Here is a 23,441-nt window from a genome sequence, read left to right as displayed (position 1 = left end):
TTTTCAAAAGTCTGGGATCTGAACTCTCGCAACCCTTCACAACCATGAAACAAACCAATATTTAAAGTAATCGTAATTGATGCTCTGTGTTGTCTAGTTTAATCTGATTTATTTGATTGGTGTTTTCTTCCACTGAGCTGGGTTCTATCCAGTTTTCTTCGTCCGCAGCTAGTAATTTATGCGCTGCTTCCAGCATTGATGTTGCTATATCTTTTAAATCTTCGCGGTTGTTTAGGTATGTTCTGAGTGCTTCTATAGGATCAATACTATTACTAGCGCTTAATTCCGGGACGCGCGGTCTAGCTAATTGACTGACTAATTCTGGTTGAATAGTGTAGGTATGAGCTGGAGCTAATAGTTTGTGGAGTGCGGCGTTATCAATTAAATCCAACTGTTCGGAACGAAGTTTGTAAATTAGTCTGATGACTGCATCTTCAATATTATACTTGGCGATCGCTTTCACAATTGCTGCTTGTGGATCTTCTGCCTTTGATACATCCACTTCAATGGTGTGAAAAATCCGTACGGGCAAAGGGCAAAATTCCCACTTAGCACTACCACGTTCTAACTCAACCATTACGTAGCCTTTATCTTCTTTTTCTTCACTAAAGTCCACCCGTTCAATACTTCCTGGGTAAACCACCGGTGGATTATTTGATTTATTCAAGTTTTGGTGGCGGTGGACATGTCCTAAAGCTACATAATCAAAACAGGGTCGCGCCAACATCGATAAGGGAATGAGAAAACCCTTACCAACTGCCAAAAAACGCTCTGCTCCCAAACTAGCATTATCTGCCATCAAATGACCCAAAAGAATTGTTGGTATATTAGGGTCAAGACGGCGAATTTCTGCTTCTAAAACTACTTGCAGACGTTCAATGAGGAGTTGATGGACTTCGCTTAAAGATAAACCTTCAGTTTCCTGGCGAGTCATCAACGTAGAACGAGTCAACCAAGGTAGAGTAATGACTTGTACAAACCCATTACGAGTTTGAATACGGTGAGTAGTTAAAGTATCACCTACTACAATCCCCGGCACTCCCAAAGTGCGGTAAATACATAAACTTGCTCCACCCTGCCCTTGGGAATGTTGGTCATGATTACCTACTAACAGGACTGTAGGAATTTGGGCATCAACAAGACGACGAAACTGACCAGCAAAAGCCTCTTGCACATAAGGCGGTGGTGTCGCATCAGGGAAAGCATCACCACCGAAAATGACCAAATCCACGCCCTGCGTTAGTGCTTGGTCTATACAATGAGACAAAGTTTTGACAAAATCCTCCAACCGAGTATTTAAACCTGTATCAGGATTAATACGTCCGTGAGAGAAACCGCTTCCCATGTGGATATCTGCAAGATGGAGGATTTTAATCATAGATAATTGGTAATAGGTGATTGGCAATTGGTCATTTTCTTTTCCATTATCCATTACCAATTACCTATTAACTATTAAATATGAATTCCACACTCAGTTTTCCCAAAACCACGCCAGCGTCCAGCACGTTCATCTTCACCCTCAGCGACTGGGGTAGTGATTGGCTCATCGCCGATGCTGGGATATCCTTGGTCATGGAGAGGATTGTAAATTACCCCATGTTCAGCAACGTAACCCCAAGTTTGTTTACGTGTCCAATTGGCTAGGGGATTGATTTTCACCCGGCCATTACCATCAATTTCAAATATGGGCATATTAGCACGAGTCACAGCCTGGTCACGGCGGCGTCCGGTAATCCAAGCAACAGTATTCAGTTCAGCTAGACCTCTTTGCAAAGGTTCAATTTTGGTGAGTTGATGGAATTTAGCAATATCTTTTTCCCAGAGTTCGTCGCCATATTTGGCTGCAAAAGCTTCACGGGAATCTACATCAAGGATTTTGTAAACTTTCAAATCTAGGTCGTAAATTTGCTTGGCTTTTTCCACCAATTCCAAAGTTTCCCGGAAGTGAAACAGGGTGTCGAGAAATATCACAGGTACTCGATGCTTGAGTTCACGGTACAAAATATCTGTGATCAGCATGTCATCGACATTAAAAGCACTGGTTTGTACCAATCCTGTGGCAATATTCTCGACAGACCATGCCAATATTTCACTTGGATGAGCATTTTCATACTTCTGATTCAATTGATCTAAGTCTAAATTGGCGATTTGGTTCCTAGATACTGTGGAAATGGTCATGGTTATTTTCTAGTCAAACAGTTCCGTAGCTTTCGTAACCATGATTTTACACTAAAAAGACACATATTTTGGTCGGATATTCGGTAATTGCTACGCGGATTTGGGGAGATGGGGTGGTGTGAGGAGTAGGAGGAGTAAATAACAACCAACAATCAACTACTAACCACTAAATAGTTAGTCATCACCGTTATATTTACTAAGATAGGTAACGCTATTTTAAGTTTTACCATACTTTAGTTGATAAATATGCTGACTTTGATATCGTAAATAGAATCCTTAAAAATAAGGGATCATTGAAAATGAACGACTCAAAAACTCCAAATCAACTAAATCAGTCTCTGGTGATGGGAGCATTAGTGGTGCTGACTAGTGCTAGCGTTATTACGTTGATGAGTTTGTTTTAAGATACAGATTAAAGTTTTAGTAAACAAAGTTTACAAAAGCCCGTTCATTCATGAGTGGGCTTTTTACCAGTAGGGGAAACAAACCTATGCTAGATTCATCCCTATTTATTCCAGTTATCCTTTTGGCAAAGATGGGGGCCATATTTGAGCGATCGCCAGTGGGGAACGGTGCGCGAAGATTACAGCCCTAATGGTACTGCGTGGGACTATAAACAGGATGGACAGGCTTAGTTGCTAAACTGATTCAGCAATGTGGTGAATATCAAGCACAACATCAAGAACCAGAAATACACAAAGATCAAGAAGCGATCGCCATTGGGGAACAAAATTATCCGTGAGGGGAGTTCTGCGATCGCTGTGCAAACATAAACATCATCAAACAGTACAACTTCAGCAAAGTACTCTCCAACTGAAATCGAGTAATGATTAACAGTCTTTCCTGCTTCTGTATAGTGAACCAGCTTAATTCGTCCAGATTCTACTGCAAAAATTGCTGTCGAAGGATCGTTATGATAAAAAAGAACCTCTTCAGTCGCTAAATCCTGATAAGTAATTAGTGAGTTTGTGAACACAGACAAAGTAACTAAGCTGTAATCGGGTAGCGATCGCTTACAACCAACCACAATAATTCTCAACTTGTATTGAAAATATAGGATGTTGATAAGTATGGTTTTATCTGGTCCACAGCGTAGAAAACTACAAGAAGCTTTAATTAAATCTTTGTAAAATATCTATCTTCCTAAATACCTAGTTGCCATCTGCATCGCATCAGCAATATCAACATCACCATCATTGTCAGCATCTAGGAAAGAATTCAAGACAGAGTTCCCGCCTGCTTGGGAACTTGCACCTGTTTTCAAGAAATTCAAAACGATAGGAACCAACACCGGTAGTAATTGTTCAATCATACCAGCATCCAAGCCTGTACGCTGGGAAACAGCTTCAGCCACCTGTCGTTGCATTCCTAGCGAAAATAGAGAGTTTACAGCTTGGGGGCTGGGAGAAGTACCGCCGTATTGATTAACTACAGCTTGCGCTTCTGCGTTACCATCATGAGCTTGCTTTTGTTGCAAAGCAGAACGTACATAACCACCCACAATACCAATAACTGATTGCATGGTAGAAGGATCTGCACCAGTCCGATTACTTAGCTGCTGTACAGTATTGACGATATCACCTAACTGCCCTGTACTGCCTTGTTGGCTAGGATTGTCGATCGCATTAATAATTTGGTCAAAAAGTCCCATAAGCTTTGGTGATCCCTTATCAGAACATGGGTTTTGGGGGAGTAGTAAAACCCCGAACCGCGAGAAAGAGGATACATGAACTCCCCCAGTAAAAATAGGTAATTCGATATTACCTATTTTTACTTAAGGTAGACTCGTTGAACCAACAATCTCCGTCACGATAGATTTATCAGGTAGTAGCAATTACTTGGATGCAAGCAATTGTGACACCTCTGCGTGTGCTAATACAACGCTAGCTTCCCGTTGGAGAGCAGTATAGTATTTTCTGGCAAATGCATTACCTTCCTCTTGTGGTGTCAGCAGTGCGCGGACATCAGCAATCAAATTTTCGACATCTTCCAGTGATACTGGTTTATCTGCTTGCAGCATTTCATCGATTTGCACAACCACTTCAGATATGCGATGTAGCCAAGCGAATTGTTCATCTTCGATGACGAGTCGGAGTAATTCTCCGTTCGATACTCGTCCACGCACCTGTTCGTAACTGATGCGTTCTGTATCCAGCAACATCCGGTGAAGGTGTAGCAATCTATTTCGCAAATCGCGCAGATATTGATGTTGATGTATTCGCTGTAGAAGCATGTTAGAAGTCAATGGAACCCATCCTCTCGTTACAATAGTTTGCAGTAGCTGGAATGATTTTGCAGAGTTAGTTGAGTGGTACGCCAGCAATTAGCAACAAATTCAATGGTGATTTCGCATCTGAATAAATTGGCGATCGCCACTTCCTCACCTTCCAATTCAATGTTGTAAAAAGTAAACGGCAAAAGCTGGTAGTTTGTTCAATCCACAACCAGATATTTACGGTTTTTGTTAAGTTGCGCCGTCATCAAGATAAACGTGCTGGATAACTCTTATATATGATTAGTCTTATATTAGCATCCATATCAGAAATGACAGATAGAGCTTCAACTACTTTATTTTCGGAAAACCGTCTATGTCGCTAGCATATGCAATAATGGGTCTGCTTCAGCAAGAACAGAGGACAGGCTACGAACTGAAAACAAACTGCTTCGATCAATATCTTGTTCATTTGTGGCCAGCAGACCAAGCACAGATTTACAGAACCCTTGATAAACTACTGGAACAGGGTTGGATTACTTGTAGTATTGAAATTCAATGTGATCGCCCTAATCGTAAAGTCTATAGTGTGACGGAAGCGGGAAAAGTTGAATTCATTCAATGGTTACAATCTCCCCATCCTTTACCAACACAAAGAGAACCATTACTCCTTCAGTTGTTTTTCGCAGCACACTTACCTAATGAAGTGATCGTTCAACTCCTAGAACAGCAGTTAGCTGCACGTATCGAAAAACTAACTGAGTGTGAAAAGATTAATTTACCCATACTTGGCGATCAGTCTGCGAGTCGTGAACAGATTATGCAAAGACTTGTATTAGAGTTGGTGTTAAGTAGAGAAAAGATTTATATTGATTGGTTGAAAACGGTTATTGATATTATGCATCACCAGTAAATTTTGTTTGTAGTAAAAAGGCAGGAGGCAGAAGGAAAGATTATTAGTGTACGCAGTTTATAGGGGCTACTTATGTTTATTCTTTTTTCTGTAAATACTCTGACCGACAATAAAAATCTAGCTATAGCAATATCATTTTATGTGAAAAAATAACCTCTTTAATGAACCGCCAAGGACGCCAAGGACGCCAAGAAAAGAAAGAGGAAATTTCATAAGTTATCTAGGAATTCTCTATTACTAAGCTAGTCATAATAATAACTGAATACGTAAAATATTAATATTTTAGGATGAAGAAAACAATTGAACTACTTGTGAAAAATCTACATTCCCACCGCTAATAATTACACCAATCTTCGCATCATGTTCGTTAATTACACCTTCTAATAAAGCAGCAGCAGCTAATACTCCAGTGGGTTCTACAACTATTTTTAAGCGTTCCCATAAAAAGAACATGGTGCTAACAATTGCTTCCTCAGAAACTGTCACCATGTCATCGACGTAATTTAATACGAGAGGAAACGTAATTTTACCTAAACTAGGAGTCCGCGCACCGTCAGCGATAGTATCAGGATTATTGATAGTGTGGAGGGTTTTAGTGTGAAAAGAACGGGTAGCATCGTCAGCGCGTTCTGGTTCTACACCGATGACTTTACAATTGGGTGCAAGTGCTTTAGCTGCGATCGCACTTCCAGAAAGTAAGCCGCCACCACCACAACACACTAACAGTAAATCTAATCCACTAACTTCCTCTATGAGTTCTTTCGCTGCTGTTCCCTGTCCCGCGACTATGTGGGGATGGTCGTAGGGAGGGATAATTGTTAGACCCCTATCTAGTGCTAAAGTTTGGGTCAATTCTTCCCTATGTGTTTCGCTACGGTCATATAAAATTACCTCTGCACCATAACCACGAGTTGCTGATTGTTTGACAGTGGGGGCATCGTCTGGCATGACTATAGTTGTGGGGATATTGAGCAAACTTCCAGCTAAGGCGATCGCTTGAGCGTGATTCCCAGATGAAAATGTGATCACACCTTTTTGTTTTTGATCTGCTGATAACTGCAAAAGTGCATTGTACGCACCGCGAAATTTAAAAGAACCTGTGCGCTGAAAGTTTTCGCATTTGAAAAAAACTTGACTATTTGTGCGTTGATTGACAGTTGTTGAAGTCATTATTGGCGTACGGTGAGCAATATGGTCAAGATGCTTCGCAGCCATTTCGATATCGACAAACGTAACAGAATGAAACTTTAACATAATACCTGTATGAGTAGACCTGTTATAAACCAAGCCGTGGCAAAATTAGGATTTGAAAATCGACCACCGATACACACCGATAAACACCGATGATTTATCTGTGTACATCTGTGTACATCTGTGTTCGTTTTTTCAAATAATTCACTCAACACTAGCCTCAATGTTATAAACCAAGCCGTGGCAAAATTAGGATTTGAAAATCGACCACCGATACACACCGATAAACACCGATGATTTATCTGTGTACATCTGTGTACATCTGTGTTCGTTTTTTCAAATAATTCACTCAACACTAGTCTTCTTCTAGCATTGCTTTGCTGAGATATAGTGCAGCTAATTCCTGACTGACATGATAAGCGATCGCGTTATTAGGCAGTCTCAGTGCTTCTGAAATTAGTTGTTGTATTTTCACTCTGATTTTGATTCCTTTAAACTGTTAATAAACAAGGCAGCTATGCTGAGTTTTAAGATTAAATTTTCGAGATTTTTACAGCTTCAACAGATATTTTTCCAACTCCTGCAACAAAGGATCAATAGTTTTTGGCTGAATTGTATGTGGCGGTTTCCATTCTACCCACACATAGCCACTATGTTCACTGGTTTTAATCAGAACTTCGTTCTTTAACCATGCTAAAAATATGACAACTTTTTTCTCTGCTTTTTTGTTTTGAGTCCGCTTAGATTTAACTAGATAAGTGACATGAAACTGGAATTTATGATCTAGTTCAATATCATTAATTCCAATTCCAGTTTCTTCAAATAATTCGCGTAAAGCACAACTGATTTCATCTTCACCTGTTTCTATATGACCTTTTGGTAGATCATAACGGTTGGATTTTAACAGGAGTAAAAAACTCATTTGTGGTTGCGATCGCATTACAAGCACACCACAAGATTTGATTTTACGCATTCTCCAATTTAAATAAATAAATGAGTAAATTCATACATCAAATCTACCCTACCTTTACGCAGCATAGCGGGATCTAGTCTTTCTGTGGTGTTGCAAGTCATCAGTACTACCAACCTTTGTTGCATTTGCATACCAGAATCCTCAACAACACTTTGATACAAAGTGCCATCTAGCAAGCTTAAAATATGTTCAGTCTTATTGCTATGCTGTGCGACTTCGCTAGCTCGGTCTTGAGCTAAATTGTCTGCCTCATTAATAATAATACAAATTCGCTCTAAATAAGTAGGTGGTACAAAGTTAGCGATCGCATCATGATCCAAAATAAAAATCACAAACCCAAGTGATACCAAAATTTCTTTTGCTACTGCTTGTGTCCACGCAGTTTTACCTGTTCCTGGTTTACCATGTACTAAAACTGCTAATTGGTTTTGGTTTAGAACCGCCTGTTGAACTATATCGGTAAAGTGTTGAATATCTTCTGGAAAACTGCGAATCATAAATTGACTCTGCACTTTACCTACACGACTTTGATATCCACTCAACATGATTGCTAAATCATAAGTTGCTTTGTTAATTAATGGAGATAAGTTTTTTGCCATTAAACTATAATGCCGCCGTCCCCGATCATAGGGATCAATTTGTAACCATACATCATCTTTTGACCAATATGCATAAACAGTATTGATCACATCGATCCGTTCCCAATTTACAAATTTCTCAACGGGAAAATAAAAACTCCTTTCTAAATAATATTGAGTGATTACATCAGGACGTCCTAATAGTTTTAAAACCCGCATCACGGTAATTTCTTGTAGCCTATTCAGGACATAATCGATGGGAATACTGTTGCGACTAACAAATTGCGTAATGGGTGTATCTGTATTTAAAACATCCTTATAACGATAATCAGGTGTCAGTGGATCTGGTGTGATATAGTTCCAGAATTTCTCAACTTCGTAGCGCGTATTTTCTGAAACAATATTTAATAAATTTGCCCACCAAGCATAGTTATTGCGTCCTAAAGTTTCCGCAATGCTACTTGCTAAATTCAGACTTTTTTGAGTTAACTCCTGTGTATCATGCAACATCAGTTGACCTAAAAATTTCCAGTCAAATTCCCGATGAAAAGGTCGCCAACCACTAGCCAATAAACTTTGACGGTTGTTATTAACAGGAGAACCTTCATGCTGTCCGAAATAATCAAATTCCATATTTTATCAGTTATCAGTTATTCACTAATTTAATGGAGTGATCCTTAAAGATGTAAACATATAAATTTACTTTTTAAGTAAAATAAACACTCGCGTGTAAGTCGTCAGAGCAAAGCGTCTATCGCATGGAAAAAACTCCACTGGTGAGTTATGACACACTCTTTTAAGGATAGCTACTTTTAAGCTAACCTCCCAGATTCTCAGTAATTTCCGTGCGTCTACGCAGCCGCCGCTTTTGAGTGACGGTACATTTCCTCTTGTACTATGTATGTAAGCTCTGAACTGTTGGGACACGCAAGCGCTGAATTTGAGATAAATTTTTTAAATTAGTAAAAATAATTTCGCTTGTTAATCATCCGAGATAAGTTTTACCAACGGTAACTATGATAGAGGCTGCTATTCATAATAGCCACATCTGCAGTAATCATAATGTAATAAATTATAATACACGGTTGATAACTGTGTCAGCTTACTAAATTTAAATTTCTGATAGAAATTGAGGATTGTGGATTAAGTAAGGTGCAATTTATTTATTAACCTCACTCCCTCTCCGCGAGTTTGGAGAAAGAAGTGAGGTTATGTATTTTATTTAATCGCGTTCCTGAGCAGACTGTATTAATGCCCAAAATCGCAGCTTTCTCTGAGGATGGCATTTAATATTACAAGCAAGAGACTCGGAGGTATGCGATCGCATCTAGCAAGTAGGTGTGTAAGATACCCTTGGTACTAAATCTAGCTTTTAACCATTGATAAAGTTCAAATGTCGTCAAAATTACAGAAAGATAGATTAAATACGGAATTTTTATTTATTTAGCACAATCTTATAAGTAATTACACATCAGTAATTCTTCCTTACAAACTTTTACAAGTGATAATTTTGCTCCGGTTAATGTTTAAGTTTTTGGTAGAGATGATTAACGGGGTGCTAGCCCTATGTCCTAAATAGAACTTTTCTATCATGACTCGGATTATTGTCATTACTTCCGGCAAGGGCGGTGTGGGTAAAACCACCATCACAGCCAACTTGGGCATAGCTTTAGCCAAGATGGGTTATCAGGTAGCATTAGTTGATGCTGATTTTGAATTGAGAAATTTAGATTTGCTGCTGGGATTAGAAAAACGAGTAATCTACTCATTATTTGATGTTCTAGCCCGGGAATGCCGCTTAGAACAAGCTTTGATCAAAGATAAACGTCAGCCAGGTTTAGTACTTTTACCAGCAGGCAAAAAACGTAACAAAGAATCAGTCACTCCAGAACAGATCAAATCATTATTGAACGACTTGGCACAGAAGTATCAATATGTACTTATAGATAGTCCAGCAGGTATTGATACAGGGTTTCAAAATGCGATCGCAGCTGCGACTGAAGCGTTAGTTGTGACTACACCAGAAATTTCCTCAGTACGTGATGCTAACCGTGTAATTTCCTTACTAGAAGCAGAAAAGATTAAGCCTATTCAGTTAATTATTAACCGTGTGAGACCCAGGATGGTACGTGATTTGAATATGATGTCACCAGAAGATGTCCAAGAACTTCTAGCAATTCCCCTCATCGGGTCGATTTGTGAAGATGAACGTGTTATCGTTTCTACCAATCATGGTGATCCTTTAGTATTAGGAAAAAACAAATCACCTGCTGTAGTTGCTTTTAATCAAATTGCTCATAGTTTAGGAGGCGAAAAGGTCAACAAATCTCTTGATGTTGACTTATCTAATGACAGAATCTTAGATAGAGGTTCTACAATCGATCCAACTACTGACTTTATAAGTTTATATCCCTATTTTTAAATCGCTGGAATACTTATATTGTCGCTGAGGCTGGTCATAGGTAATTGGTAATTGGTTTTTCCCATTACTGATTACCTATCTTCATAGGTAGCGAACCTGAGAACAATCCATCTTTTATCACCTAATAGCATTGGTGAAGCAGTTTTGGCTGTTACCTTGTTTGGCAAGTAATAACACGCAAGAAAGCAGTTGGATTATTAATTAATTTGTAATTTTCTCCTATTTTATACCAGTATTATTAATATGGAAGCTGGCAATAATTTTACTCAGTATATTGAAAACAACATAAATTATGGCTGCAATCAAACAATTTTTAGCGGCAACGGCAATTAGTATTTCTACGAGCTTACTGGCCATGGGTGAAGCTACGGCTTTCACTTTCACTAAAATTGCTGACACCAATGATGCATTTACTACATTTGGATTCAACCCTACGATCAATAATGATGGCACTGTGGTTTTCTCCGCAAACTCAGATGCGGTGGGCAGCGGCATCTTCACTAGTAATGGTGAGACAACCTCCACCATCACTGACACTAATGGGTCGTTTAGCTTGTTTGGGGAGAGACCTGTAATTAACGATCTAGGCACTGTAGCTTTTTTTGCCAATCTTGATACTGTAGGTAGTGGTATTTTTACTGTTAGCAACGGAGTAACAACCACCATAGCTGAGAGCAATCAGCCTAGAGGTGCGTTTGGTCTTCCTGTAATCAATAACAAATCTGCTGTTGCATATTTGTCTCAGGTAGAGAATGGTTCTGCCATCTTCCTCAGTATTGATGGCTCAACAACTTCTATTGTTGATACCAATGATTCTTTCAGTGACTTTGATGGGTATGCGATTAATGACGCAAATACCATTGCCTTTTCAGCTAGGTTAGATACAGGAGAACGTGGTATTTTCACAATTACTTCAGATGGAGTAACCTTCCCTATTGCCGACACAACTAGTAAATTTAGTTTTGTTTTTCCTCCTGCTATCAACAATCCAGGAACCGTGGCATTTAAGGGAATTCTTAAGGAAGGCACAGAAGGCATATTTACAGTTAATAATGGAACAATAACAACTATCGCCGACAACAGTAATACTTTTAGCTTTTTCGAGAATCCTGCCATCAATGATGTAGGAACGGTAGCATTCAAAGGTGTACTTAAAGACGGTGGCTTGGGTATTTATACTGGGCCAGATCCAGTAGCTGATAAGGTGATTGCCACAGGTGATACTTTGTTGGGCTTGACAGTAACAAATATTTATTTTTCCAATAAGGGATTAAATAACAACAATCAAATAGTATTCTATGCAATACTTGCTGATGGCACTGGTGGCATTTTCCGTGCCGATCCGGAGTCTGAGCCTCCAACCTGTATTCCCGAAGCCACTCCAATACTAGGTTTACTGACAGTAGGTGTTGTGGGTACAACTTTAGGAGTCGTAAAGCGTAAATCCCCCGTCATCTGAATGCTTGGTTAAGCCCTACTAGTCCCAATTAAATACAGCAAAGCCATACGTACAGCAACACCACTTGTAACTTGAGTCTGAATCAAACTAAATTCCTGATCATCCATTAAGTCGGAGCTAATTTCAACGCCACGGTTTACTGGCCCTGGGTGCAAAACTTTGACATTAGGTTTGCACAACTGTAGTTTTGAGCGTGTGATCCCAAACATTTGATGATATTCCCGCAAAGAAGGCAACAAATGTGCAGTCATGCGTTCCTTTTGCAACCGCAGCGTCATCACAAAATCAGCATCTTTGAGAGCTGGTTCTAATTGCCAGTGGACAAAAAGCTTACCTGGTCTGTCTTTGCCGAAATCTGCAAATAATTTTGGTAATAAAGTCGGTGGTGCTGCCAAATGCAACTCTGCACCACTAGCGCTGATACTCCAAATATTTGATCGCGCTACACGGGAATGAAGAATATCCCCAACAATAGCAATCTTTTTATCCTTGAGAAGTTCGAGACGAGGGTAATCTGGATCAAGCAGAGTACAGATTGTAAATAAATCTAACAGACCTTGAGAAGGATGTTCATGTTGACCATCACCAGCGTTGAGGACGCTAACTCGTACACCTAGACGATCCATTTCTTGGGCGATCGCATTGGGTACTCCTGCTTCCTTATGGCGAATCACCATAATATCAGTTCCCATCGCCAAATAAGTCTTGGCCGTATCTAGGATAGTCTCTCCTTTTGTCATCGAAGAAGAGGCTGAGGCAAAGTTAAGCGTATCTGCCGAAAGACGTTTTGCAGCAAGTTCAAAACTGCTACGAGTACGCGTCGAAGGTTCAAAAAATAAATTTGCCACCACCTGTCCCTGCAAAGTAGGCACTTTCTTGGTTCGCCTTGATAGTACCTCCCGAAAACTGGCGGCGGTTTGCAGTACAGTGTCGTATTCAGCTGAGGTGAAATCAGCTAAAGAGAGAACATGATGACGAGTCCAATCAGTTGTAGGCATAAGACAAGGGAGACAAATAATCAATTATCAGTTATCAAATTAAACTGGTCACTGTTCACTGTTAACTGATTCATGCCCGATCCCTATTCACTGAAACAAAATGTAACATACTTGATACAAAACACCATGTAAAACATTAAAGGGCTTCCTCAAATATTTTAGTAACTTTGAGATAGTGTTCCCTAGCTTGAATAAACATGCAATTTAATGACCTCCTGCTTAGTGAACCATCAACTGAGGCGGCAATTGACCAAAACCCACTGATTGTCGCACCTGAAACTTTACTGGTAGATGTCATTGCTTTAATGAACCAATCGACATCTCACAGTCAATCTTCTGTAGACTCATCATCAGTCTACTTCAGCAAAAATCAAAGACACTCCAGCTGTGTTTTAGTGGTGCAGGCAAAAGAATTAGTAGGAATATTGACTGAAAGGGACATTGTTCGGTTAACAGCTAGTTGTGTTAACTTTCAAGAGGTAACAATTGCTGAAGTTATGACAAAGCCAGTGATTACTCTATCACAGGCTGAGTTTTCTGATATTTTTGGAGCGCTATTTCTGTTTCGGCGATATCGAATTCGTCACTTGCCAATTTTAGGTGCTAATGGAGAAATCATTGGCGTAGTCTCACCTGAGAGTATTCGTAGCATCTTAACGCCAGCTCATCTGCTCAAAGTTATACGTGTGGCAGATGTGATGAACACTCAAGTTATCCGTACTCCCAAGACAGCTTCGGTGTTAAGTTTAGCTCAAGTGATGGCAGAGTATCGAGTTAGTTGTGTAGTAATTAGTGAGGAAGAACTGCAATTAGATTTAGGATGCTTTATTCATAAACCCATAGGAATTGTCACAGAGCGAGATATTATCCAATTTCAGGCAATGCAACTCAACTTAGCACAAGTGCGGGCGGAGACTGTGATGAGTACACCGCTATTTTTACTCAATCCAGAAGATTCTTTATGGACTGCTCATCTAGAAATGCAGAGGCGACGGGTACGAAGATTAGTTGTATCTTGGGATGGTGGCAGAGGATTAGGATTAATCACACAAAGTAACCTGCTGCGAATGCTCGATCCGATCCAAATGCATGGAATTGTTGAGACATTACAAAGAACGGTTGAGAAGTTGAAAGATACTGTTCAATAACCAGCCGGACGGCGGAAATCACCAACCACTTGGTTAATCTCCTGGGCGATCGCTAGTAATTCCATTTCTCGCCAGCGTTTACCGACAATTTGCATTCCAATTGGTAAACTATATCTGGTTTGTCCGAAAAACTAGTAGTGTGATCGCTTCCGGCCAAATTAATAATACTCCTGCTGCCAATACCAACCAAACATCTACACCAGGACCTGAAGTATCTTCATCTCCTGGCAAAAAAAGCCCAACGCCTAACAACGAAGCATTATTTTGATATGACAGTTATCGTCTTCGGTAGTATCAATCTAGATTTGGTTGCAACTGCACCTCGTTTACCACTTCCAGGGGAAACACTGTTAGGACATGATTTTTTGAAAGTCCCTGGGGGTAAAGGTGCAAATCAAGCGGTAGCACTAGCACGACTAGGAATTCCTACGCAAATGGTGGGACGTGTGGGCGCACAAAGTTTTAGTGCAGAACTGATTGAGAGTTTGCAGGCTGCTGCTGTACAAACTGAAAATGTGTTGGTAGACGAAACCGTCAGTTCTGGTGTCGCGATCATTATCATCGACGATACAGGTCAAAATCAAATAGTTGTGATTCCCGGTGCAAATGGATGTGTTAATCAAGAAGATGTAACCAGAATGTCGCGTCTATTGCCAGAAAGTTCTGCACTTCTTTTACAATTAGAAATTCCTCTATCTACGGTAGTTGCAGCAGCACAAACAGCAAAAACAGCAGGAGTAACCGTAATTCTCGATCCTGCACCCGCCCAGTCTAATTTACCAAATGAACTATACCCCTTGGTAGATATCATCACCCCTAATGAAGTAGAAGCAGGGCAATTAGTGGGTTTTCCCGTCGATGGACAAGAGTCAGCAAAAAAAGCAGCCGAAGCTTTACTAAACAGGGGTGTGAAAAATGCGATCGTGAAATTAGGCGCACAAGGTGTAGTTTGTGCCACATCTGCTGAAACCTTTTTTGTACCTGCATTTCCCGTGAAGGCTGTGGACACAGTTGCAGCCGGAGATGCATTTAATGGTGGTTTAGCTGCTGCAATTTCTCAAGGACTTCCTTTACGTCAGGCGATAGTTTGGGGTGCAGCAGCAGGTGCTATAGCAGCGACTAAATTAGGCGCACAAACTTCGCTTCCAGATCGGTTAACGTTTGATACGTTTCTCAAAGAAAGGGGAATTAGTTAACTTTGATCAAAGTTTTGCGCCTAACAAGTTCTGCAACACAACTAATAAACCTGTCATAATTTTCTTGGCAGACTGCTAGAATGGATTGAGCGATTAAAAAAGAGCCAAGAGGGATTTATGTCGGTTGTATAGACTGTTTCTCAGGGTGATCGCACAGTAATAAAAGGCATCGGCTATCCAAAATAATGAGATGCTTCATAAATTTGCCTCCATTCTGGTTTATAAGATTGAATTGCCCGCATATACTGGGCGCGTTCAAATTCACTTGGGTTAGGACAATGCTTCTGGCTCATACTACCTTGCATCAACTGCACAGATTCATACTCGTGTTCCTTCATCCATTCCCGCAGTTGCTGCTCAATGATTCGGATGTGAGCGATGCCATGTTGTAATAGTACAGAGCACAGCATAGTAATGTTTGCACCCGCCATGAGCATTTTTACTACATCTTCTCCTTTGTGAATACCGCTAGTTGCAGCTAAACTGGCATTAATCCGCCCGTAAAGAATTGCAATCCACCGAAGCGGCAATCGCATTGCCTGTGCTGTGCTTAATAATACATTAGGCTCCACTTCCAATGTTTTGAGGTTAATATCTGGTTGGTAGAAACGGTTGAAGAGTACAAAAGCATCCGCTCCTGCTTCATCCAAGAGCTTAGCCATGTTTCCCATATTGGTAAAGTAGGGACTAAGCTTAACGGCAACTGGAATTGTCACTGCGGTTTTGACTGCCTTGAGAATATCAATATAAGTTTGCTCGATTTGCTGGGCAGTTAAATCTAGATCTGTAGGAACGTAGTAAATATTTAATTCTAGGGCATCTGCTCCTGCTTGCTGAATTTGCTTGGCATAACTAGTCCAGCCACCCATAGATGAACCGTTGAGACTGGCGAAAATGGGAATACTTACACTTTCCTTAATTTTACGGATATGCTCAAGATATTCTTCTGGGCCAACCCGAAAGGATGCTGGCTCTGGAAAATAGGTAAGAGATTCTGGATAACTCTCGGTACCTTGAGTGAGATGATGGTGCAGTTCGTAACGCTCTAACCGTAATTGTTCTTCAAACAGCGAATGCATTACCACCGCACCCGCGCCTGCGTCTTCCATCTGTTTAATGTTATCGATGTTCTCAGAAAGAGGAGATGCAGAAGCAACAAGCGGCGATCGCAAATTCAATCCCATGTATGTTGTAGTGATGTCCATAATTCACAACTCTCTTGCAGCCAGATATTGATACATTGAATAGCGATGGTTGACATCCTCTTGTGCTTGTTGCAATAAACGCTTTGCTTGCTCTGGATAGCTCTTTGTCAGCATCTTAAAGCGGTTTTCTAAGTACATGTATTTTTCCACAGGTAGCTTAGGTGTGCGGGAATCTAGTTGCAATGGATTTTCTCCCTGGTTAATCCGGTCAGGGTTAAACCTGTACAGCAGCCAGCGTCCAGAATCAACCGCAGCTTTTTGATTTTGCATTGCCGTACTCATGTTAATACCGTGAGCTATACAATGGCTGTAGGCAATAATTAGTGATGGGCCAGAGTAGGCTTCTGCTTCCAAGAAAGCTTTGAGGGTGTGTTCATCTCTTGCACCCATTGCCACACTAGCAACGTAAACATTACCATAGCTCATGGCAATTAAACCCAGGTCTTTTTTTGCTGCTGATTTACCTGCTGCGGCGAATTTCGCTACTGCACCGCGAGGCGTAGCTTTAGACATCTGTCCGCCTGTGTTGGAGTAGACTTCTGTATCTAATACCAAGATGTTGACATCTCGACCGCTTGCCAAAACGTGGTCTAATCCGCCAAAACCAATGTCATAAGCCCAACCGTCACCGCCAATAATCCAGATGCTCTTTTTCACTAGTAAATCAGCAAGAAATTGAAGATTTTGGATTTTGGATTGTAGAGATGGGTCATGATCCGTTTCTAGATTGACCAACAATTCATCCAAACCTTGTTTGAGAATTGCTACTCGATCACGTTGTTCGTAAATCTCAGCTTCATCTTTTTGTTCTGCATTTAAGATACTCTCAACTAATGCTTCCCCAATTTTAGGTGCTAGCTGTGTAAGTAGTTCACAAGCAAATTCTCTTTGTTTGTCTATTGACACGCGGAAACCCAAACCAAATTCTGCGTTATCTTCAAATAGGGAATTTGACCAAGCAGGACCACGACCTTCGTTATTCTTAGTCCAAGGTGTAGTTGGTAAGTTACCGCCATAAATTGAAGAACAACCCGTAGCATTGGCAACCAAAGCGCGATCGCCAAACAACTGACTCACTAATTTAATGTAAGGAGTTTCGCCACAACCAGCACAAGCGCCAGAAAATTCAAACAACGGTTCTTGCATTTGCTGATGGTTAATATGCGTTAGCTTCAACTTGAGTCTGTCAGGATTGGGGATAGTTAAGAAGAAGTCCCAGTTTTCCCGTTCTTGCTCTCGCAAAGGCGCTTGCGGTTTCATGTTAATTGCCTTCAAACGTGGTTGTGCCTTGTTTTTAGCCGGGCAAACATCGACACATATACCGCAACCTGTACAATCTTCCGTCGCTACTTGAATGGTAAACTTTAATCCTTGCCAGTCATGCTCCCTGGCATCGGTACTCTTAAAGGTTGCAGGTGCATTGTCTAAGTTTTGTGGGTCGTAAACTTTACTCCGAATCACACTATGCGGACAAACCATCACGCACTTACCACACTGAACGCAAACATCAGCATCCCATACCGGAATTTCTTGGGCAATATTGCGCTTTTCGTATTTCGCTGTACCTGTGGGATAGGTACCATCTGCGGGTAAGGCACTTACAGGAATCTCATCACCACACCCAGCAATCATCTTGCCTAATACTTCCCGAACAAATTCAGGTGCAGTGTCCGGTACTGGTGGAGGTAATTCAATCTTGCTGTCAACAGAGTTGGGAACTGACACCTCATACAAATGTTCTAGCGTTTTGTCAACCGCTCGTAAATTCATTGCGACAATTTCATCACCCTTCTTACCATAGGTTTTTTCTATGGAACGTTTGATTTGGGTGATCGCTTCTTCCCTAGATAAGACACCCGACAGTGCAAAAAAGCATACTTGCATAACTGTGTTGATATGCCCACCCATACCACTTTCACGGGCAACTTTATAGGCATTGATAACGTAGAATTTCAGGTGCTTGTTAATGATTTGCTCTTGCACTATCCTGGGTAAATTCTGCCAAACTTCTGCTTTTGAGTATGGACTGTTGAGTAAGAAAATTCCTCCTGGCTCAATATGTTTGAGCATATCAAAACGTTCCAAAAATCCCCATTGATGACAGGCAACAAAATTGGCTTTGTTAATTAAATAGCTGGAACGGATGAGTTGAGAACCAAATCTTAAATGGGAGGTAGTGACAGAACCCGATTTTTTCGAGTCGTAAACAAAATAACCTTGGGCGTAGTTCTCAGTTTCTTCACCAATAATTTTGATAGAGTTCTTATTCGCTCCCACCGTACCATCGGAGCCTAAACCGTAAAAAATAGCACGGACAACATTATCTGGTTCAATGGAAAATTCAGGGTCATAGTCGAGGCTGCTATGACTTAAGTCATCATTGATACCCACGGTGAAATGATTTTTCGGTTCAGTGACCGCTAGATTATCAAAGATAGCCTTTACCATCGCGGGAGTAAATTCTTTAGAAGATAGCCCGTAGCGACCACCGATGATTGTTGGAGTGAGGGAAGTGGGGAGAGTGTCAGGAGTGGAAGAATTTTCCTTGTCCTTTACTTTCCACATTTCATAGATAGCTGTGATGACATCTAGATAAAGGGGTTCACCTGCACTTCCTGGTTCTTTGGTACGATCAAGGACTGCGATCGCTTTCACAGTCTTAGGTAAAGTTTCAATAAACCGTTTACTATCAAAAGGACGGTACAAGCGCACTTTGACTATACCCACTTTTTCACCACGGGCGTTGAGATAGTCTACTGTTTCATGCACCACCTCACAACCTGAACCCATTAAAACGATGACTCGTTCTGCATCGATCGCACCATGATAATCAAACAGGTGATAGTGTCTGCTTGTCTGTGCGGCAAACTTATTCATACAGGATTGCACAATATCGGGACAAGCAACGTAATAGGGATTGACTGTTTCCCTGGCTTGGAAATAAACATCGGGATTTTGAGCAGTTCCGCGCAGTACTGGGCGATCAGGGGATAGCGCCCTTGTCCGATGTTCCAGAATAAAAGTTTCATCAATCAGTGCTTGCAAGTCTGGTGGCGTTAATAATTCAACTTTAGAAATTTCATGGGAAGTGCGGAAGCCATCAAAAAAGTGCAGGAAGGGTATCCTTGACTCTAGGGTTGCAGCTTGAGCAATCAGGGCAAAGTCGTGTGCTTCCTGTACAGAAGCAGAAGAAAGTAAAGCAAAACCCGTCGCCCGAGTTGCCATCACGTCACTATGGTCGCCGAAAATAGACAGTGCTTGGGTTGCCAGAGAACGGGAAGCAACATGGAAGACTGTCGGTGTGAGTTCTCCGGCAATCTTGTACATGTTCGGTATCATCAACAATAAGCCTTGGGATGCTGTGAATGTAGTGGTCAGCGCCCCTGTTTGCAATGCGCCGTGAATACTACCAGCTACTCCGGCTTCACTTTGCATTTCGATAATTGTTGGAACCGTACCCCAAAGATTGGGTTTTGCCTCTGCTGTCCAAGCATCTGCCCATTCGCCCATTGGTGTAGAGGGAGTAATTGGATAAATGGCAACGACTTCGTTAAGTTGATAAGCTACTTTTGCAACTGCCTCGTTGCCGTCGATGGTGGCAAAATTTTTTTGTAGCATCATTGTCACCTTTAAATAATCACCAAGTACCTACATGGCTGAACAAATCTTTGGCAGTCAGGGCTTGAGAAATTATCAATGGTTCTCAATTCCTAATCCCAAAATGGTTGTGCGATCACTTTACCTTGAAGTTAAACGATAATTTTGAAGAACTTGTGAGGACTGGCGATCGCCCCTGGCGTGACGACTGCGATCGCAGTCGTCACGTCAATATAAATTGATTTTTTACTAAGTGTGAGAAATCTGGATCTCCCGAATAAAACATAGGAGATAGGGAAATCTCCTTCCTATTCCCTATTTCCTATTCAATGATTGTCCATAACAAATCACAAGAATTTAATCTTATTCCTTTTGGCATAAATCTATTATCTACAAGCAAATCTCTCGACAGAGATATTCTTATATAAAGTTTGCTACATCTATAATATTGGTTTTGTTCGGTAATCAATATTGAAACGTCACTTTCTACCCCAAGAGTAGAGATTTTGACATTATGAATTTGTCAGCTTTATGCAAGTCATTCACAATGCTGTAAATAAATTTCATAAGGGGTTCTCTATATGTATATTCAAGAAAAACTTATACAACATCTCGCGGCTGCAACAAATTTCAATCAGCCTCTTCAAGGTGAAGTAAAAATAGATAATACCCAAGTTGACGGAGGAAACATACCCCATGCAAAAATTATTATTGCTGGAGGATCTTTTGGCTTCATAATAATTTGGGTATTATTTTTAGTATTTTTATCCAGAATTAGGAGACTTGCACAAAATAATAAGTTATTTTTCTCTGTTCAACCCTCACATAATAAAGTTCCCTGTAGAAACTGTCATTATTTTTCACACAACTATCATCTTAAGTGTGCTGTTCAACCTTCTATAGTTTTGACAGAAGAAGCAATTAATTGCACTGACTATTGCCCTAAACATGAAAAAAATGCCAACAAAAATCACTGACATTATGGGATTTAATTTCATCGTAAATAAGATAGCAATTGGCAATGGGATTATTAGTAAAGATAACTGGTATGGGGTTAGTAGTTATATCACTTATAGCTTCCTATGAAAAGAATTAAATCTAGCTACCCAAATTGCAGCTAACTAACTTAGCTGTTTTCCCCCTTGTCTCCCTAGTCGTTAAATCAGACTTGTAGTGAAACGGTATTAGGGGGTAGTTGGAGTCACCGTTGGAGTTATTTGTGGAACTCCTGCTGGTGGAGTATCAGCTGGTGGTGGAGTACCGGCTGGTGGTGTAGTTGTTGGAGTTTGTCTAGCAGGCTCACAAGCACTTATAAGTATGCTGATGCCAACAGCTGAAGCTAGAAAAAGTAATTTTTTGTTCATAACTCCTCCTTGAAGAATTGAGAGGATGAGCAAAGAAGCTATTTAGAGGTTTGCTTTATCCTGAGTGATTTGGTCATCCTTTACATCCACCAATAGTAGTAGACGCACTTGGTTAATGCTTTGACCGACTCCGGCTTCAATTTTTGCAGTACTAGCAGACTGAGAAGCAAGTGCAGGTTTTCGAGATTGATTTGAAGGTATTTCGACTCTGGGTAGGGGTGGTAAATACTCTATTGCTCTTTCACAGCCATTGCTCAGGAAAGCGATCGCTACCCCTATCAACCAAAATTTTCTAAAACTTATATCTTGCACCAGCCCAAAATACCGCCCTCAAATAAATTTGGGGCTAAAAGTTTAAGTAAGCTCAAAGCTTACTCAGACAAAGGTTAGAAAGAGTTTTAACTCATGGCGTGCTTTGGGTTCAAAACTTTAGTTTCGACCTTGGTGCAAGATGTAAGAAAAGTAGTCATCGGGTAAGTTTTAATCAGTTTTTACCTTGATCAACAAACAATTGCAGTTGATTCAGATTCACCTCTAAACCAGAAACTAATCAACAAGATCAAGATGATAATAGCGTACGGGCTTTGTGGTAGATCAAAATAATAGCTCTCAACTTGCCATCATTTGGAGAACAGGGAGTTGACAATAAGAGTACTCATTCATACTCAAAATCACAAACCTATACTTGTCAGCCCCCTTTCCCCTGTTAATTTAATGATGGTGATGATGGGCTACTGCTAGTTGTGGGTTAACCGTCGTTGCTTCTTCTGACAACAAATCAGCAATATGAGGATTTGCCCATTGGGCTGCCATTGCTAAGAAGTCTGGGTGATCGTTGACACAAGGCATTTGCACGTAGTTTACCTGAGAATGTTTTTTCTCTAGCGCATGAATAATGTGGTGTACATCTAAGAGAGTTTCGTGGTTTTCTGTGGCAAAGCCAATGGGCATAAACATCACAGTTTTTGCACCCAACTGAATGAGGTTTTTCGCTGCTTGTTCGACATTGGGCTGCGTCCATTCAATCAATGGTGTATCGTGATTTAACCAACCGATGGAAATCAAAGGATAGCGGTTGATTAATTTATCTCGGATCAAGTCGTAGAGTGCTTGACTTTCGGTAATTCCGGAGGTGAAGCCTTTGGCTTTGTGGGGACAACCGTGATTCATCAAGACAATACCAATTTCTGCTGGTAGATAAGCAGCAGCTAAATCGCTAGCTATTTTCTCTTCTACAAGATGCACCATCATATCAATGTAGGCGGCTTCGTTGTAAAAAGAAGGAATGTAGCGTAGCCCTTTTACCCAGTGTTCGCTACCATCAGTCAACTGGGATAAAGCTTTATTGACTTGCTCGATCGCAATTCCACTGGTGAAGATAGAATCTACTACCAACAGTGGGTAAATTAAAAGTTTATCAAAACCTTGATTTTTGATTTCTGCTAAAACCTGATGAGGAAGAAATGGGGCGCAGAAGTTGAAGGCTTTGAAAACTTGGACGCGATCGCCCCACTTCTGCTGTAAATTCTTCTCAATACCAGCACGTTGCTTTTCAAAAATGGCATTGTGGGGAGAAATAAAATCATTGTGTTGGTGGCCCCATTCATGGCGGTCAAATAAAGCCAAAATTCTAGCTAAGGGTGGATAAATCCAAGCTGGTACTGGTGCAAATTTTGCTGTTAGTAAGTGTAATGCTTGTTCGTTATAGTTAGCAAAATCTTCGTAGCTTTCGACTTCGCCATAGCCCATCAGCAACACAGCTACTCGCTGTTGACCTGAGGATTGCTCATGGTTATGTTCTAGTTTTTCCGGTGTGGCAACCACAATTTTATTCCTCTGTTGTTTTTCTTACTTATTAATCTATTATCCTATCCCCCTGGATGGGATATATACAAAACGAAATACATTGATTCAAAATTTCATACCTAAGGATGACTTAGTAGGGGCGCTTTCAAGAAATAAGTGTCAATGAAAAAATTTCACTCACTGCCAAGCATGAAAAACCTC

Annotated in this window: 23 protein-coding genes; 6 read left to right on the top strand and 17 right to left on the bottom strand. The window is 40.7% G+C overall.

Annotated features, from left to right (window positions below; genetic code table 11):
* Positions 1 to 61 precede the first annotated feature (61 nt).
* The 6 genes from sbcD to UYK_RS26225 all read right to left on the bottom strand — a co-directional run bounded on the left by sbcD (position 62) and on the right by UYK_RS26225 (position 4,596).
* Positions 62 to 1,378 carry an exonuclease subunit SbcD gene (gene sbcD / locus UYK_RS0115790; RefSeq protein WP_071588129.1) on the bottom strand — a complete coding sequence of 439 codons (1,317 nt, stop codon included), beginning with the start codon at positions 1,376 to 1,378 and terminating at the stop codon, positions 62 to 64.
* Between the two features lie 74 nt (positions 1,379 to 1,452).
* Positions 1,453 to 2,178: a phosphoadenosine phosphosulfate reductase gene (cysH, locus tag UYK_RS0115785; protein WP_009454875.1), complete on the bottom strand. Its 726-nt coding sequence runs from the start codon at positions 2,176 to 2,178 to the stop codon at positions 1,453 to 1,455.
* Between the two features lie 631 nt (positions 2,179 to 2,809).
* The gene (locus UYK_RS0115780) at positions 2,810 to 3,205 is read right to left on the bottom strand and encodes a cyclic nucleotide-binding domain-containing protein (protein ID WP_009454873.1); all 396 of its coding nucleotides are present in this window, start codon (positions 3,203 to 3,205) and stop codon (positions 2,810 to 2,812) included.
* Between the two features lie 108 nt (positions 3,206 to 3,313).
* Positions 3,314 to 3,829 (bottom strand): DUF937 domain-containing protein, encoded by a 516-nt coding sequence (locus UYK_RS0115775; RefSeq protein ID WP_009454872.1) that lies wholly within the window; start codon positions 3,827 to 3,829, stop codon positions 3,314 to 3,316.
* A gap of 183 nt (positions 3,830 to 4,012) precedes the next feature.
* Entirely contained in the window at positions 4,013 to 4,423 is a 411-nt protein-coding gene (locus UYK_RS0115770; protein WP_235182341.1) for a hypothetical protein, read from the bottom strand.
* 17 nt (positions 4,424 to 4,440) lie between these two features.
* Positions 4,441 to 4,596 carry a hypothetical protein gene (locus UYK_RS26225; RefSeq protein ID WP_157221831.1) on the bottom strand — a complete coding sequence of 52 codons (156 nt, stop codon included), beginning with the start codon at positions 4,594 to 4,596 and terminating at the stop codon, positions 4,441 to 4,443.
* A gap of 170 nt (positions 4,597 to 4,766) precedes the next feature.
* On the opposite strand from UYK_RS26225, the gene UYK_RS0115765 reads away from it, so the two are divergent.
* Positions 4,767 to 5,303, top strand: coding sequence for a PadR family transcriptional regulator (locus tag UYK_RS0115765; protein ID WP_009454870.1), 537 nt, complete (start codon positions 4,767 to 4,769; stop codon positions 5,301 to 5,303).
* 282 nt (positions 5,304 to 5,585) lie between these two features.
* Here the strand turns inward: UYK_RS0115765 and UYK_RS0115760 are convergent, their stop codons facing one another.
* The 3 genes from UYK_RS0115760 to UYK_RS0115745 all read right to left on the bottom strand — a co-directional run bounded on the left by UYK_RS0115760 (position 5,586) and on the right by UYK_RS0115745 (position 8,678).
* Positions 5,586 to 6,557: a threo-3-hydroxy-L-aspartate ammonia-lyase gene (locus UYK_RS0115760; protein ID WP_016871739.1), complete on the bottom strand. Its 972-nt coding sequence runs from the start codon at positions 6,555 to 6,557 to the stop codon at positions 5,586 to 5,588.
* Between the two features lie 487 nt (positions 6,558 to 7,044).
* Positions 7,045 to 7,467, bottom strand: a complete 423-nt coding sequence (locus UYK_RS0115750) for a bis(5'-nucleosyl)-tetraphosphatase (RefSeq protein ID WP_026086488.1) — start codon at positions 7,465 to 7,467, stop codon at positions 7,045 to 7,047.
* Positions 7,468 to 7,475: 8 nt separating this feature from the next.
* A complete protein-coding gene (locus UYK_RS0115745; RefSeq protein WP_009454867.1) occupies positions 7,476 to 8,678 on the bottom strand; it encodes an AAA family ATPase in 1,203 nt (400 codons plus the stop codon).
* A 958-nt stretch (positions 8,679 to 9,636) separates the two neighbouring features.
* On the opposite strand from UYK_RS0115745, the gene minD reads away from it, so the two are divergent.
* Positions 9,637 to 10,467: a septum site-determining protein MinD gene (gene minD / locus UYK_RS0115740; RefSeq protein ID WP_009454865.1), complete on the top strand. Its 831-nt coding sequence runs from the start codon at positions 9,637 to 9,639 to the stop codon at positions 10,465 to 10,467.
* A 292-nt stretch (positions 10,468 to 10,759) separates the two neighbouring features.
* Positions 10,760 to 11,926: a DUF7453 family protein gene (locus UYK_RS0115735; protein WP_016871736.1), complete on the top strand. Its 1,167-nt coding sequence runs from the start codon at positions 10,760 to 10,762 to the stop codon at positions 11,924 to 11,926.
* A gap of 8 nt (positions 11,927 to 11,934) precedes the next feature.
* Here UYK_RS0115735 and UYK_RS0115730 read toward each other — a convergent pair whose 3' ends face one another.
* On the bottom strand, positions 11,935 to 12,924 hold the full coding sequence (locus UYK_RS0115730; protein ID WP_009454861.1) for an aspartate carbamoyltransferase catalytic subunit: 990 nt from the start codon (positions 12,922 to 12,924) through the stop codon (positions 11,935 to 11,937).
* A gap of 197 nt (positions 12,925 to 13,121) precedes the next feature.
* On the opposite strand from UYK_RS0115730, the gene UYK_RS0115725 reads away from it, so the two are divergent.
* Positions 13,122 to 14,072: a CBS domain-containing protein gene (locus UYK_RS0115725; RefSeq protein ID WP_016871735.1), complete on the top strand. Its 951-nt coding sequence runs from the start codon at positions 13,122 to 13,124 to the stop codon at positions 14,070 to 14,072.
* Here the strand turns inward: UYK_RS0115725 and UYK_RS0115720 are convergent.
* Positions 14,066 to 14,167, bottom strand: a complete 102-nt coding sequence (locus UYK_RS0115720; protein WP_009454857.1) for an amidase — start codon at positions 14,165 to 14,167, stop codon at positions 14,066 to 14,068. The two genes, UYK_RS0115725 and UYK_RS0115720, sit on opposite strands and share 7 nt — an antisense overlap.
* A gap of 13 nt (positions 14,168 to 14,180) precedes the next feature.
* A complete protein-coding gene (locus UYK_RS27320) occupies positions 14,181 to 14,324 on the bottom strand; it encodes a hypothetical protein (RefSeq protein WP_016871734.1) in 144 nt (47 codons plus the stop codon).
* 17 nt (positions 14,325 to 14,341) lie between these two features.
* Here UYK_RS27320 and rbsK point away from each other — a divergent pair, with 17 nt between their 5' ends.
* Positions 14,342 to 15,268 (top strand): ribokinase, encoded by a 927-nt coding sequence (gene rbsK / locus UYK_RS0115710; protein WP_009454855.1) that lies wholly within the window; start codon positions 14,342 to 14,344, stop codon positions 15,266 to 15,268.
* 173 nt (positions 15,269 to 15,441) lie between these two features.
* Here rbsK and UYK_RS0115705 read toward each other — a convergent pair whose 3' ends face one another.
* Both UYK_RS0115705 and nifJ read right to left on the bottom strand, forming a co-directional pair.
* Positions 15,442 to 16,473 (bottom strand): dihydroorotate dehydrogenase-like protein, encoded by a 1,032-nt coding sequence (locus UYK_RS0115705; RefSeq protein ID WP_009454853.1) that lies wholly within the window; start codon positions 16,471 to 16,473, stop codon positions 15,442 to 15,444.
* A 3-nt stretch (positions 16,474 to 16,476) separates the two neighbouring features.
* The gene (gene nifJ, locus UYK_RS0115700; protein WP_016871732.1) at positions 16,477 to 20,091 is read right to left on the bottom strand and encodes a pyruvate:ferredoxin (flavodoxin) oxidoreductase; all 3,615 of its coding nucleotides are present in this window, start codon (positions 20,089 to 20,091) and stop codon (positions 16,477 to 16,479) included.
* A 560-nt stretch (positions 20,092 to 20,651) separates the two neighbouring features.
* Here nifJ and UYK_RS0115695 point away from each other — a divergent pair.
* Entirely contained in the window at positions 20,652 to 21,047 is a 396-nt protein-coding gene (locus UYK_RS0115695; protein WP_009454850.1) for a hypothetical protein, read from the top strand.
* A 207-nt stretch (positions 21,048 to 21,254) separates the two neighbouring features.
* Here UYK_RS0115695 and UYK_RS0115690 read toward each other — a convergent pair whose 3' ends face one another.
* The 3 genes from UYK_RS0115690 to UYK_RS0115680 all read right to left on the bottom strand — a co-directional run bounded on the left by UYK_RS0115690 (position 21,255) and on the right by UYK_RS0115680 (position 23,258).
* Complete coding sequence (locus UYK_RS0115690) at positions 21,255 to 21,434, bottom strand: hypothetical protein (RefSeq protein ID WP_009454848.1); 180 nt, start codon at positions 21,432 to 21,434, stop codon at positions 21,255 to 21,257.
* A 42-nt stretch (positions 21,435 to 21,476) separates the two neighbouring features.
* Entirely contained in the window at positions 21,477 to 21,746 is a 270-nt protein-coding gene (locus tag UYK_RS0115685) for a hypothetical protein (protein WP_009454846.1), read from the bottom strand.
* A 399-nt stretch (positions 21,747 to 22,145) separates the two neighbouring features.
* Complete coding sequence (locus UYK_RS0115680; protein WP_016871731.1) at positions 22,146 to 23,258, bottom strand: ferrochelatase; 1,113 nt, start codon at positions 23,256 to 23,258, stop codon at positions 22,146 to 22,148.
* Positions 23,259 to 23,441: the final 183 nt, after the last annotated feature.

Source organism: Fischerella thermalis PCC 7521 (assembly GCF_000317225.1).
Taxonomy (GTDB): Bacteria; Cyanobacteriota; Cyanobacteriia; order Cyanobacteriales; family Nostocaceae; genus Fischerella; species Fischerella thermalis.
Note: the sequence above shows the minus strand (reverse complement) of the source record. Positions and strands in the feature narration are given on the sequence as shown.

Coding starts and splice junctions, on each gene's coding strand:
- UYK_RS0115775 (WP_009454872.1), bottom strand. CDS start 3,829: ATGGGACTTTTTGACCAAATTATTAATGCGATCGACAATCCTAGCCAA.
- UYK_RS0115725 (WP_016871735.1), top strand. CDS start 13,122: ATGCAATTTAATGACCTCCTGCTTAGTGAACCATCAACTGAGGCGGCA.
- UYK_RS0115690 (WP_009454848.1), bottom strand. CDS start 21,434: ATGAACAAAAAATTACTTTTTCTAGCTTCAGCTGTTGGCATCAGCATA.
- UYK_RS0115695 (WP_009454850.1), top strand. CDS start 20,652: ATGTATATTCAAGAAAAACTTATACAACATCTCGCGGCTGCAACAAAT.
- UYK_RS0115765 (WP_009454870.1), top strand. CDS start 4,767: ATGTCGCTAGCATATGCAATAATGGGTCTGCTTCAGCAAGAACAGAGG.
- cysH (WP_009454875.1), bottom strand. CDS start 2,178: ATGACCATTTCCACAGTATCTAGGAACCAAATCGCCAATTTAGACTTA.
- UYK_RS0115735 (WP_016871736.1), top strand. CDS start 10,760: ATGGCTGCAATCAAACAATTTTTAGCGGCAACGGCAATTAGTATTTCT.
- UYK_RS0115705 (WP_009454853.1), bottom strand. CDS start 16,473: ATGGACATCACTACAACATACATGGGATTGAATTTGCGATCGCCGCTT.
- nifJ (WP_016871732.1), bottom strand. CDS start 20,091: ATGCTACAAAAAAATTTTGCCACCATCGACGGCAACGAGGCAGTTGCA.
- UYK_RS0115760 (WP_016871739.1), bottom strand. CDS start 6,557: ATGTTAAAGTTTCATTCTGTTACGTTTGTCGATATCGAAATGGCTGCG.
- UYK_RS0115745 (WP_009454867.1), bottom strand. CDS start 8,678: ATGGAATTTGATTATTTCGGACAGCATGAAGGTTCTCCTGTTAATAAC.
- UYK_RS0115750 (WP_026086488.1), bottom strand. CDS start 7,467: ATGCGTAAAATCAAATCTTGTGGTGTGCTTGTAATGCGATCGCAACCA.
- rbsK (WP_009454855.1), top strand. CDS start 14,342: ATGACAGTTATCGTCTTCGGTAGTATCAATCTAGATTTGGTTGCAACT.
- UYK_RS0115720 (WP_009454857.1), bottom strand. CDS start 14,167: ATGCAAATTGTCGGTAAACGCTGGCGAGAAATGGAATTACTAGCGATC.
- UYK_RS0115730 (WP_009454861.1), bottom strand. CDS start 12,924: ATGCCTACAACTGATTGGACTCGTCATCATGTTCTCTCTTTAGCTGAT.
- sbcD (WP_071588129.1), bottom strand. CDS start 1,378: ATGATTAAAATCCTCCATCTTGCAGATATCCACATGGGAAGCGGTTTC.
- minD (WP_009454865.1), top strand. CDS start 9,637: ATGACTCGGATTATTGTCATTACTTCCGGCAAGGGCGGTGTGGGTAAA.